The sequence below is a fragment of the Deltaproteobacteria bacterium genome, assembly GCA_016874755.1.
GTDB lineage: Bacteria > Desulfobacterota > Binatia > UBA9968 > UBA9968 > DP-20.
The window spans coordinates 1-12318 of sequence record VGTH01000033.1 but is presented as its reverse complement, the minus strand read 5'-3'; the positions used below and the strand labels follow the sequence as shown (position 1 = coordinate 12318).

Annotated in this window: 14 protein-coding genes; 3 read left to right on the top strand and 11 right to left on the bottom strand. The window is 55.0% G+C overall.

The features are described from left to right. Positions 1-5: 5 nt before the first annotated feature. Together FJ145_18500 and FJ145_18495 are read right to left on the bottom strand one after the other, a co-directional pair. Entirely contained in the window at positions 6-869 is an 864-nt protein-coding gene (locus tag FJ145_18500) for a helix-turn-helix domain-containing protein (protein ID MBM4263408.1), read from the bottom strand. A 130-nt stretch (positions 870-999) separates the two neighbouring features. After that, positions 1000-1908 (bottom strand): TIGR01777 family protein, encoded by a 909-nt coding sequence (locus FJ145_18495; GenBank protein ID MBM4263407.1) that lies wholly within the window; start codon positions 1906-1908, stop codon positions 1000-1002. 100 nt (positions 1909-2008) lie between these two features. Between FJ145_18495 and FJ145_18490 the strand changes: the two genes are divergently transcribed. Together FJ145_18490 and FJ145_18485 are read left to right on the top strand one after the other, a co-directional pair. After that, complete coding sequence (locus tag FJ145_18490) at positions 2009-2971, top strand: DUF523 and DUF1722 domain-containing protein (protein ID MBM4263406.1); 963 nt, start codon at positions 2009-2011, stop codon at positions 2969-2971. Between the two features lie 27 nt (positions 2972-2998). After that, complete coding sequence (locus FJ145_18485) at positions 2999-3469, top strand: SRPBCC family protein (protein MBM4263405.1); 471 nt, start codon at positions 2999-3001, stop codon at positions 3467-3469. Between the two features lie 550 nt (positions 3470-4019). Here the strand turns inward: FJ145_18485 and FJ145_18480 are convergent. From FJ145_18480 to FJ145_18470, 3 genes are all read right to left on the bottom strand, one after another. Further along, on the bottom strand, positions 4020-4511 hold the full coding sequence (locus FJ145_18480) for a fasciclin domain-containing protein (protein ID MBM4263404.1): 492 nt from the start codon (positions 4509-4511) through the stop codon (positions 4020-4022). A 201-nt stretch (positions 4512-4712) separates the two neighbouring features. After that, complete coding sequence (locus tag FJ145_18475) at positions 4713-6500, bottom strand: PAS domain S-box protein (GenBank protein ID MBM4263403.1); 1788 nt, start codon at positions 6498-6500, stop codon at positions 4713-4715. Positions 6501-6681: 181 nt separating this feature from the next. Then, positions 6682-6990 (bottom strand): hypothetical protein, encoded by a 309-nt coding sequence (locus FJ145_18470; protein MBM4263402.1) that lies wholly within the window; start codon positions 6988-6990, stop codon positions 6682-6684. A gap of 49 nt (positions 6991-7039) precedes the next feature. Between FJ145_18470 and FJ145_18465 the strand changes: the two genes are divergently transcribed. After that, positions 7040-7495, top strand: a complete 456-nt coding sequence (locus tag FJ145_18465; GenBank protein MBM4263401.1) for a hypothetical protein — start codon at positions 7040-7042, stop codon at positions 7493-7495. A 112-nt stretch (positions 7496-7607) separates the two neighbouring features. On the opposite strand, the gene FJ145_18460 is transcribed toward FJ145_18465, so the two are convergent. From FJ145_18460 to FJ145_18435, 6 genes are all read right to left on the bottom strand, one after another. Further along, a complete protein-coding gene (locus tag FJ145_18460; protein MBM4263400.1) occupies positions 7608-8135 on the bottom strand; it encodes an SRPBCC family protein in 528 nt (175 codons plus the stop codon). Positions 8136-8172: 37 nt separating this feature from the next. Then, on the bottom strand, positions 8173-9432 hold the full coding sequence (locus tag FJ145_18455; GenBank protein MBM4263399.1) for an NAD(P)/FAD-dependent oxidoreductase: 1260 nt from the start codon (positions 9430-9432) through the stop codon (positions 8173-8175). Beyond that, the gene (locus tag FJ145_18450) at positions 9330-10034 is read right to left on the bottom strand and encodes a methyltransferase domain-containing protein (GenBank protein MBM4263398.1); all 705 of its coding nucleotides are present in this window, start codon (positions 10032-10034) and stop codon (positions 9330-9332) included. Before FJ145_18450 ends, FJ145_18455 begins: the two co-directional genes overlap by 103 nt. A 1-nt stretch (position 10035) precedes the next feature. Beyond that, positions 10036-11328, bottom strand: coding sequence for a beta-ketoacyl-[acyl-carrier-protein] synthase family protein (locus FJ145_18445; protein ID MBM4263397.1), 1293 nt, complete (start codon positions 11326-11328; stop codon positions 10036-10038). A 53-nt stretch (positions 11329-11381) separates the two neighbouring features. Continuing rightward, positions 11382-11735 (bottom strand): hypothetical protein, encoded by a 354-nt coding sequence (locus FJ145_18440; protein MBM4263396.1) that lies wholly within the window; start codon positions 11733-11735, stop codon positions 11382-11384. 139 nt (positions 11736-11874) lie between these two features. Then, the coding region (locus tag FJ145_18435; protein MBM4263395.1) for a fasciclin domain-containing protein at positions 11875-12318 on the bottom strand (444 nt) is incomplete at its 5' end.

Below are 12318 nucleotides of genomic sequence, written 5' to 3'. Positions count from 1 at the left end.
GCCTTTCAACCGGAAGTGTTCACCTGTTCATGATCACCGGTCAACAGACTTTCCGGGGTGATCGCCAAAGCATTGGCGAGCCGGACGACGATATCCATGGAAAGATTTTGTTTGCCGCCTTCCACGGCGACGATGCAAACTCGGGTCACCTTGGCGGCCTCGGCCAGTTGCTCCTGGGTCCAGCCCTTGTCGGTGCGCAGCCGCCTCACCTTCTTGCCAAGCGTGGTCAAGTACTCGCGCAAAATCGTCTTGGGCCGCTCGCTGCGCTGGCAATCCGCGACAAATTCCACCCCAGCATAAAGGTCGCTGACAACACGGATGTCGCCGCTCCCTAAGGATCGCGCAACAATAGCCGCCACCGCCTGCCCCCCCAGAAGCAGCTTTGGCGGCGCCGCCACATCCTCCAGTTCGACCGCGAGTTTTCTTGCATGGGCGAGGCCGTGGTCCATCGTCAGCGAAAGGGCCAGTAGTTGGGGATAGCGCCGTCTTACCATGTCGACGATCGCCGAGTTCGGAGCATCGGGACCGAGAAAGTCGACCCACCAGCCACGCGCCAGGCAAAGGTCGGCAAACATGCGCGCGCCGATAAAGTGCATTTCCCCTTCGACGCAAGAAACCATGACGCGAAAAGAAGAGCGGTGCGACGGCGCGACAAACTTCGCGCGCAGCCGTTCCATTTGCGCCAGCACGATCTGGGTCGTGAGCTTTTCCTGACCGACACCGATATCGCCGACACACCAAGCCTCGCCAAGGCCCTGCAGGGCCGGCCCGATCAAAGACATGTATATATCCGCGAGCGTATATCTTCCGGCAACCAGTTCGTCGATCACTGCGCCCGCCGCATCGGCGTCGCCGTTGACGAGCGCCATATGATACGCATTCGACAAACAGCCGAGACTTTTCGGCCGCTGCGAAAACTTCTTGGTGAGTCCTGAGGCTTCCAACGGAAACTCTAGAATACAGATTGAACTGCGCGCCTGGCGCTGTCACTGAGCAAGTTCATAAATTTAACGAGTCCAACGCTACGGCGATTCTCGGATACTTGAAGCGGTAGCCGAGACCCAGAGCGGCTTTCGGCACGGCGCGCTGTCCGCCTAAAAGCATGTCTGCCATCTCGCCAAGCATCAGGGCCAGCACCCAAGAAGGCACCGAAGCCCAGGCCGGACGGTTGAGCGCCTTGCCAAGCGCGGCGGCAAACTCTGCCATGGTGACCGGATTGGGGGCGGTCAGATTAAACGCGCCGCGGGCCGACTCATGTTCCATCAAGAATTTGATCAGACCCACCTCATCGTCGATATGAATCCACGGCATCCACTGCTGTCCCGAACCCAGGGGCCCGCCGAAAAACATTTTGAAGGGCGGCGCCATCTTCTTGAGCGCACCTTTGTCCTTGCCAAGCACGATGCCGGTCCGCAGCTGCACCACTCTAATGTCATAGAGCTCAGCTTTTTTTGCTTCCGCTTCCCAATCGGCACAAAGTCGTCCGAGAAAATCATTGCTCGGCGGCGACTCTTCGGTCAGCAGCTCGTCGCCCCGATCGCCGTAATAACCGACGGCGGAGGCGCTGAGAAAAAACTTTGGTTTGACTTTGGCTTTCGCTATGGCTGAAACCAACGCTTGGGTGGTCTCGATGCGACTCGATCGCAGCTTCTGCTTCTGCTTGACGCTCCAACGTTTACCCGCAATCGGCTCCCCCGCTAGATTGATTACGCCGTCGGCGCCGTCAACGGATTGCTCCCATGCACCGCTTTGGCCGGGCTGCCAGCTTAGATAAGTCTTGGTGCTACTGCCTTCTTCTTGGCGCCGCGGGTTGCGGCTCAACAGCACCAGCGAATGGAAATCCTTCCACAGTTGCTGCACTAGAGCCGATCCAATAAAACCGCTGGCGCCGGTTATGACGAGCTTCATTTCAGTGTCGCGGCTTTCCGTCTATGTCCGCTATAGCGACATTGCATGTTAAATAATATTGACTTGTATAAAGCACCTGTCACATGTAATCAACATAGCTATGAACAAAGTTGGGGCCACTAAACCAAAGGTCGGCATCAGCTCATGCCTTCTCGGCGCCAAGGTTCGCTTCGACGGCGGACACAAACGCGACGAATTTCTTACCGGCGTTTTGGGCCGGTTTGTCGAATGGGTTGCCGTCTGTCCCGAAATGGAGACCGGCATGGGTGTTCCCCGCGAAACCGTGCGGCTGGTGGGCGACGCCACGAACCCCAAAATGATCGCCGAAAAGTCCGGCACCGACTGGACCGAAATTATGAACAAATTCGCCCGGCAGCGTGTCCAGCAGCTCATCGATCTCCATCTCTCGGGCTACGTGCTCAAGAAAAACTCGCCGAGTTGCGGCATGGAAAGGGTCAAAGTTTTTAGTGCTAAAGGCGCGCCAAAACGGGACGGACGCGGCTTGTTCGCTGCGGCGCTGATGCAACATCTGCCGCTGCTGCCTGTCGAAGAGGAAGGTCGCCTCAACGACCTCAAGCTCCGGGAGAATTTCATCGAAAGAGTCTTTGCCTACCGGCGTTGGCAGGATTTTTCGTCGCAACCCCAATCTCGACAAGGGTTGGTCGAGTTTCACACCGCACATAAATTTCTTTTGCTCGCCCACAGTGAGACTCATTACCGTCAACTCGGCCGCATCGTTGGCGCGGCCAAAACCAAGCCCCTAGCCGACATCTATTTTGAATACGGCGAACTTTATATGCACGCTCTGGCCAAACCTGCCACCACCCAGAAGCACACCAACGTCTTGGAGCACATGCTTGGTTACGTTTCCAAGCAGCTTTCAGCCGATGAGCGCCAAGAAATGGTCGAACTGATTCGCGACTTTCGCCGCCAACTGGTGCCGCTGATCGCACCCACAACCCTCCTGCGCCACTACACCAACAAATATCAGATTGCCTACCTGAAAACGCAGGTCTATCTCGAACCGAATCCGAAAGAACTGATGCTGCGAAATCACGTGTGATCGAGCCAAATCCGCTGGCCGCGATCAATGAAAACCTTTTCACTCAAGAGAAGCCTATGGCTGCCTCAACCGCGCGAGAAAATCTTCAATTTTTTTTCCAACCCGCATAACCTCGACCGCGTCACCCCGCCGTGGTTGAGATTTAAAGTCCTATCACCCCCATCAACGACGATTCAAACCGGAACACTGCTTGACTATCGTCTGCGCCTGCGCGGCATCCCTATTTTTTGGCAAAGTGAGATCAGCTTATGGCAGCCGCCCCTGCGATTCGTCGACCGGCAAACCAGAGGACCGTACTCTTTGTGGGTCCACGATCATACGTTTGATCACGACCATGGCGGCACTTTAGTGGGCGACAACGTCGAATACGCGGTGCCCGGCGGCACTTTAGTTAACCTCTTACTCGTCGCTCCTGATTTAGAGCGCATTTTTGACTACCGCCATCAAGTGCTAAAAGACCTTTTCGATTCGCAAAATTCTCGTGGAATCAGATCGTGAGACGCAACACTTTATTTTTTCAAACAGAGCTTAGGATGATTTAGCATCACGGCTGATCGGGTCATAGACTAAGGTCCGTTTATGCTCGCAGTAACTTGATCGACGACGGCGTTTGGCGAAAAAAGGATTCCAAAACGCCATTGAGTTCTGCGGTTCTGTTATCACACGCTTACGGGTGGACTTTCTGTGTAGGTGAACTGCCGCCGTCATCATTATCATTCCGACCACGAATATGAGCGTTTTCATCCCGCCTCCAATCGTCGATTAGTTTGATATCCCTGCCATTAGTTATCACTGCAGCCTAAAACAAACTCGCGGCAAAATTGCATCAGGTCACCATCAATGGCGCCGCAATTCTCACATAGCTTAACGATCGAGTAGCCATTTGTTTCGACTTCTATGCCGATGGTAACTTGACTCACGTTATTTTGATCGCAGGCTTCGCAGCATATTATTGTCGTTTTCTTTTCCTGTAGATATGCCGAGTATTTTCGCATTCTCCACCTATTAGCGGGGCCGGACCAGGCCGGCCCCGCTGGGACTCACTCGCTCACTTTGGCAGCACCACCGTGTCGATCACATGAATAACCCCGTTGCTAGCCAAAATGTCAGTCGAAGTTACCCGGGCATTATCGATCATCACTTTGCCATCTTTCTTACTGACCTTGAGCTCTTGACCGTTCACGGTCTTGGCTGATCTTAGGCCGGCAACTTTGTCCGCGGTCACTCGTCCGGGAACCACATGATAAGTTAGAATCGATACCAACTTATCTTTGTTTTCCGGCTTCAACAGATTTTCGACCGTCCCGGCCGGAAGCTTTTTGAAGGCCTCGTCGGTCGGGGCAAAAACCGTTAGCGGACCCTCGCCCTTGAGCACGCTGACCAAACCGGCTGCCTGCGCCGCCGCAACCAGCGTCTTGAACGAACCCGCTGAAACCGCCGTGTCCACGATATCTTTGTCGGGCATCGACTCAGCCGTCGCCGCTCCTGCAATACTTAAGCTCAGTGCAAAACCAAGCAATCCCTTCTTTAACGAATTCATGTTCTCTGCTCCTTATTTTTTTATTTTGCGCACGCACATTACTAGCGCAACTCGAATGCCAAGTCGCAGGAACTGGATTGGGTGCCGATTTGATTAGAGTTTTTCGCCGAGCGAAATGCCGAAGGAAGATCTCAGCAGGGCGCTTGAGACAACCACGTGTCTCAGCCCCGTCTCAAGGCTGTATCAGCAGAGAAAACTAAACTAGTGACTCTCGGGATCGATCTTGAGGTCGGCCAAACGGCGGTAAAGAGTTGCGCGACTGATGCCTAACAAGCGTGCAGCTTGGGCACGATTGCCGCGGGAACGATCGAGCGCTTGGAGAAATCGCGATCTCTCGTCCATCAGTGGGTCACCAGGGATGACGTCCGCCATGGGAAATACTTCCGGCGGCAAATCGTCGGCTTGAATCACCGTTCCGGCACAGTGAATCAAGGTAAACTCTATGGCGCTCCGTAGCTCGCGCACATTACCAGGCCAATCATAGTCCATCAAAAAACGGAGCGCCTCTTGGCTCATCTCGCTGACGCGCTTGCCGCTGGCAGCGGAAAACTGCCCAAGAAAGGACGCCGCCAGCGCGGGAATATCCTCACGTCGCTGTCTTAGCGGCGGCAAACCAAGGCGCGCCACCCGGATGCGGTAAAACAAATCAGAGCGAAACCTGCCTGCGGCAACCTCCTCGCTTAAATTGCGGTGCGTCGCTGCCAAAATGCGCACGTCAATCTTGCGCGGCAAGGTCTCGCCAAGCCGCACAATCTCGCGCTCCTGTAGAACGCGCAACAGCTGATTCTGCACAGGCATCGGGATATCGCCGATTTCGTCCAGCAGCAAGGTTCCGCCGTTGGCGGCTTCAAACAGACCGCGCTGATCATCGATGGCGCCCGTAAACGCGCCTCGTTTATGACCGAAGAGCTGGCTGCTCAAGAGCGATTCGGTGAGGCCAGCGCAGTTTACCGCAACAAAAGGTTTGTCCTTACGTTGACTAGAAAAATGAATCGCGCGTGCGACCAGTTCTTTGCCGGTGCCCGTCTCCCCTTCAATGAGGACAGTTGCGTCAACGCGAGCTATGTCGCGGATGCGCTTGTACACGGTCTGCATGGCCTCGCTCTTGCCAATCAGATCGTGAAACTGCACCCGTTCGCCAAGCAGCCGGCGCAGGTCATCCACCACGGTGACGTCATAAAAAAAGAAAATCTTGCCGCGTCGGTCGCGGGGATCATCTTTGACATCCACTTCCAAGGAGAACCGGTGGCCATCGGCACGATCGACATGCACCGAAATCTTGACGCGCTCCGTAGGGCTTCTTCGGACCACGCCATCCAGCAACGCAGTATCTTCGTGCGAGAAATTGAACAGCTCGCGCCAAGGCCGGTTTGAGCTTTCTCGCCGCGCGAAAATGCCCTTGGCGACGCGGTTAAGAAACACAATCCGCCCCTGCTCGTCGGCCATGGCCGTGCCGATGTTAAGCTCATCTAGGATCGCGAGGAGATCGGCGCGGCTTTTCTCGATCTGAGTAAAGGCGTCTTGAAGCTGCTGTTCGGCCGCTTTACGGGCAGTGATGTTTCTCTGAATCGAAAGAAAATAAACAACTCGCCCGTCCTCCGCGCGAACCGGACTGATATCCCACTCGACGTAATATTCACTACGATCTTTGCGATAATTGACAGTTTCGCCCGAGAACGTTTCGCCCTCAGCGAGAGCCTCTCGCAAGCGCTGAAGCATGGCACGATCAGATCTTGGCCCCTGAAGAATGCGCGGCGTCTTGCCAATAATCTCTGCTTGACTGTAGCCTGTCATCTCGCAAAACGCGGGATTGACGAACAAAATCTCGGGGCCAGGTAGTTCGAGCTGGGCGGAGGTAATCAGCACCGCTTCTTTCGCTTGCGCGACAGCGGTCTGGAGCAATTTCAACAGTTGCCCGGAGTTGAGCACCCGGTCCAAGTTCACTGTCTCTAATCCTTCCGCGGTCAATTTAGCTGCCGATTGGGCCACACATTCTCGCCGTCGATTCGCTTAAACAGGAATGCCTACATCGCAAGCTCGTGACAGCGATCATCCCTTTGCATTAACCACCCTATCAAAACCTAACGGGTGCAGCGAGTCAAGTTAGCGCGCCCGATGGGCCCGAACAATCCAATAAACTCGATCCGAGTTTGCTCATTACTGCGCCGCTTTAGTCCCCAGTAGATATACCTCGCCGATCGTAACGACCGAACATATTTAGCGCCTTCGGATACCACCGTTCTAGCGCCTCCTGAAGCGCTATTCTCGAGTCGTCTCTCTGCGCCAGCAACTCCAATGTCATATTCAATCCATGTCCCACGTGGCCGAGTTCTTCCTTGAGTTTCCCGGGCGTAATTGTTGCGAAAGGATGATAGCTGCAACAGGTGGAGATGCGGACCGCCGATTTCGCAGTCCGCCTGAATTGCCAGAAGTCGCCGTAACAAATCCTGGTACTCTGAGTTTGCGTGCGCGGCGCAATCCGCTATATTGAATCCAGGCCGAAGCCAGATGCGTGGGAGGGCTCGCTTGTGGACATGAGTGGCGCGTTGGAGTTGCACCGATCGTTTTTCGAGCAATCCCGCATTCCGCTGCGCCTGGCCTGCTTGACCCGCCAGGGCTGGCCGCTGGTGGTTTCTCTCTGGTTTCTCTATGAGAACGAAAAAATCTATTGCGCAACTCAGGAAAGCGCAAAAATCATTGCGCATCTGCGGCAGAACAGCCGTTGCGCTTTCGAGATTGCCAGCGATCTGCCTCCCTACCGAGGTGTGCGCGGGCAGGGAGAAGCCGCGCTCAGGCCGGAGCTGGGTCGAGCGACGCTTGAACGACTGGTCGCACGCTATTTGAGTGGCAGGCAAACACCGCTCGGCAAGAATCTCCTGGCACGCGCCGACGCCGAAATCGCCATCGAAATTCGCCCGCTGCGAATTTTCGCCTGGGACTTCACCCGCAGAATGGCGGGATCGATCGCGGGCACACCTTCTTAAAACATCCAACGCCATTGAGCCAGCGGGCGTGAAAATCGATGCCACCGCTCGCGATGCCGTTAGTCTTGAGATAATTCACTAGCCTAGCCGAAGCATCCCGCTAGATTAGTGCTCAATTTCCAATTCGGCGGCGCGCTTCAAGCAAGTGAAGATTGCCGGAACGGTTCTTTGTGATCGGAAAATCAACCTGATGCTCGCATGCCTGTTTGGTCACCCGGTGGCGATAATCGAACAGACGGTTGAGTTTGCGCCGTATCAACCAACCGCCAACCAACCGACCGATCCATCCAAATGGTAACTGATATTGGATATCATCGGTCAGCTCACAGGAATTCCGATCTTTCGGTGTGACGCTATGGGTGTGAACCCAAATCTTGAAGGGACCTGATAACTGCTCATCACGAAACATCCGTCCGGGCTCGTAAGCGGTATGAACCGCGATCCAACGCCGCCTAAGTGGTCCGAGGCGCATCTCAAGAGTCAATTGGGTTCCAGGTTTAATGCCCTCGGCGCTGCGCTCGATAATTCGCACATGCTCCCAGGGTGGAGTCAACTTTTCGAACACCTCGGGAGCTTCATGCCAGCCAAAAACCAGCTGGGCCGGCGCCGCAATGAGAGATGTTTTGCTAAAATGTTCCATAACTCTCGCAAGGCCCAAGATTATTAGACATGATTTGTCAATCACAAGCCAAACGCGGCAGACAGACTTGGCTAATCAAAGAATCCAAAAGCTGCGTTTGACGACTCAAGAGCGGCACCGCCAACGACAGTAATCTCGGTCGATAGATGCAGTTCCGTATTAGCGCGTTAAGCCGCTGGCGCGCGCTAAACTCCCTCCGGCAGGCTCGATCGTACGAACCGAGCTGTACCTCTGTAAAATTGTTCTGCCGCAAGGCTGAGGCCATCGTTCTTGCGGCCAACTGGCCGGCTCTGAGTGCGAAGAAAATTCCTTCACCGGTTAGCGGCTCCGTTACCCGAGCCGCGTCTCCCACCAGCAGAAAACCATCGCCAAAACAGCGTCGCGCCGGAAAATAAACCGGCCACACTGAACGCAGATCGCTTACCGGCTCGCTCGCGCGCACAAGCACATTGAGAAACGGATTGTGGCGCAGAAAACGCTCGCGCAGATTATCGAAGGAAATCGATTTCCCGAGCAGCGATCGCTTTACCGTAAAGCAAAGATTGACGGTACTCGGATCGACCCGCACCACTCCCCCATAACCGCCGACGTACTGATGAATCTCGACACTGCCACACGACCCCGGGACTTTTTGTAATTGGATTTCAAATCCCACTGAAGCTGGGTACTTGGCAGGCTTAGACGCAACGCCGATTTGCCGTGCCACCCAAGAGTTTCTGCCATCAGCACCGACCAGAAGCTTAGCTTGAGCAACCCATGGGCGACCGTGCTCATTCAGATCCAAATGCCAGCCACGCGAAACGCGCTTTACGCCGCTCACCTTGACCCCTTGATAAACACTCACGCCGGAGCGCGCCGCCCGCTCAAAAAGCACATGATCAAGATGAAAGCGTCTAAGACCCAGTCCGAAGTGATACACGCCTTGCCCCGGCATAGCACGGACCGCTTCCGCTCCGCCGGCCGTGGTCAGGCGAAACGTCGAGACCTTGGTATGCGGCAAAGAAAGCAACTCGTGGGCAACATTCAGTTCTTGGAGCACTGGCCAGTTAATCGGATTGACAAAATCGCCGCATAGTTTATCGCGCGGGAAAAACGCGCGATCGATCAGCACAACATCAAACCCGCTCTGCGCAAGCGTGATCGCAGTCGCGCTGCCCGCCGGTCCGGCGCCAATGATTGCAACATCGAACTCCTTCATTGCCGCCCTCCCAGTTGAACCACGGCAGCCATGCGAAAAGGGCAAACCGAGAACATTTTCACCGGCCCGATATCGGCCTGGGACAAGAGGCGGTGCCATTCGCTAAATGTGAATGCACGTCGCACCGACAGCGGCGCATCAATCAGCGTCATGACGTTGCGCGTCGCAAGCTTGGTGAGCAGTCGAATTCCAAAATAGGCAATCGGGCTTCTTATCAGATCGCTGATCACAATCGCACGCCGTCCCAGCGTGGCCCAATGCTTCAAAAGCTCGATGATTCGGTCCTCCGAGAAATGATGCAAAAACTGCGATGCGATTACGAAATCGAAAGAGCCGGGAGAAAATGGCAGTGCCCTGGCATCAGCTCGAATAATCTTGATGGCCCCGAGTTTCCTGGTTTGATCAGCCGCGATGCGCGCGGTTATCCAGTCTGCCTCCACGGCTACGATATTCGCCGCGACCTTGCGCCGTTTTGCCCAAGCAAATATTGCCGCTGGAATATCGGCGCTACCGGTGCCGACATCCAGTATCGAAAGCTCTTTCGGTAGCTCATCCCCCACAGCTTGCTGAAGCGCCGACATCACGCTGCGCGAGCCGCTCAAGTATCGGTTGAGGATACGCAGGTTGTTCAAGTCCTCGGCCAAGATCTCCGGAAGGTTGTCCGGAAGATCCATCATTTCTTTGTCGTAACTCCGCTCCACGTCAACACCCCCGAGCGACGACCAGTGCGGAGTTTTTCGAGCCGAAACCGATACAGTTACACAGCGCGATGTCGATCGACTTTTCGATACTTTGATTAGGAATGTAATTGAGATCGCACTCCGGATCGGACTTATCCAAATTTATCGTTGGCGGCAAAAAGCCGCCGTTCATGCCGCAGATCGCCGCCACCACACCGGCCGATCCCGATGCGCCTTGAGGATGTCCGATCATCGACTTAACCGAACTCATCGGCAGCTCGTGGGCTCGCTTGCCGAAACATACTTTTGCCGCACGGGTCTCGGTTTTATCGTTCAGCACCGTAGAAGTCCCGTGCAACGCAACGTAACCTATTTCGTCTTTGGCAAGCCGCGCGTCTTGGATCGCCAAGCTCATTGCCCGCGCTGGTTCCTCGCCGCTCGGCTCGAGACGGACGCGATGATACGCGTCGCATGTCGACCCGTATCCCAACAGCTCAGCGTAGACTCTCGCACCCCGCGTCAATGCCAGCTCGCGCTCTTCCAGAATCAGAATCCAGGCACCCTCCCCAAGAATAAATCCGTCACGGCTGTGGTCGAACGGCCGAGACGCCCGCGACGGCTTGTCATTGCGCGATGTCGACACAGCTTGCATGATGCAAAAGCCCTGCATAACCGCCGGCGTAATAGTCGCATCGGCGCCGCCCGCGACTAAACGATCGGCCAAGCCGAAACGGATTTGATTAAACGCATAGCCTAACGCATCGGTGGAACTCGTGCAGCCTGTGGAGATGACATGGCTAGGACCATGAAAACCAAAATGGATCGAGATCTCGCTGGATAGAGAGCCGATGGTCGAACTCGAGACATTATAAGCACTAATCTTGCGAAACTGATCACTATAATAGAGCCGATACTGTTCCTCGGCAAAATCCACCGCCCCACCGCCGCTGCCAATGATCACGCCCCACGACTGCCTCTCGGCCAAACTCATGCCCGACGGACAAACCCGAGCCTGATTCAAAGCCTCGCGAGTCGCCGAAATCGCCAAATGCACGGCACGCCCGATGCGCCTACGCTCACGCGGCGGCAGTTCCGTATCTTCTCTCGCGGCTGTCACCTCGCCGGCCACCCGGCACGCAAGCCCGCTCGCATCAAAAGACGAAATCGTACTGATACCGCTTAGTCCTTGCTCCAAGGATCTTTTGTAACTATCAACGCCGACGCCGTTCGGACTGACGACCCCAAGGCCAGTCACCACGACTCGGCGGGGTTTTACTCGATCACATTGGTTCGCAGGATGTCTTAGCCCGAACATAATTCACCACTATCCGATGACTCAAGCGGCGTTCCTTGAAAAATTAAAATCCCTTAGTCTTCAAGTGCTCCATTACGTGATACGAAACCTATCTTTCGAGCCGAATCGCGATCCGCCTGGTTCGACTCTAAAGTAAGTTCCGTTTCGCTTTCGCTAGTAAACATAGGTCTTTTCAATACCGCCTCAAGCGTCGGCGGCGCGCGGTGAAAAGCCACCAGCTCCCACCCTTCGCCGCCACGATCACCCAGAAATCCGCTCGTAAAAATTTCGTCCCCTTTATCTCGGTCCAGCTCAACATCAAAATTTCTATTCGCTTGCGCATTCCCAGAAAATGCTACCGAAACCGACAATCTTCTTTTTAAAGATGTTTCCACACCGCTCAAAATACAGTACTCCCATTTCAGCATACATAAATCCTTTCCGATCTTAATCGCAAGCCTCACAGTATTTTGTCGCTATTTTCTGATCCTGTATATGCCGAGTATTTTCGCATTCTCCACCTATTAGCGGGGCCGGACCAGGCCGGCCCCGCTGGGACTCACTCGCTCACTTTGGCAGCACCACCGTGTCGATCACATGAATAACCCCGTTGCTAGCCAAAATGTCAGTCGAAGTTACCCGGGCATTATCGATCATCACTTTGCCATCTTTCTTACTGACCTTGAGCTCTTGACCGTTCACGGTCTTGGCTGATCTTAGGCCGGCAACTTTGTCCGCGGTCACTCGTCCGGGAACCACATGATAAGTTAGAATCGATACCAACTTATCTTTGTTTTCCGGCTTCAACAGATTTTCGACCGTCCCGGCCGGAAGCTTTTTGAAGGCCTCGTCGGTCGGGGCAAAAACCGTTAGCGGACCCTCGCCCTTGAGCACGCTGACCAAACCGGCTGCCTGCGCCGCCGCAACCAGCGTCTTGAACGAACCCGCTGAAACCGCCGTGTCCACGATATCTTTGTCGGGCATCGACTCAGCCGTCGCCGCTCCTGCAAT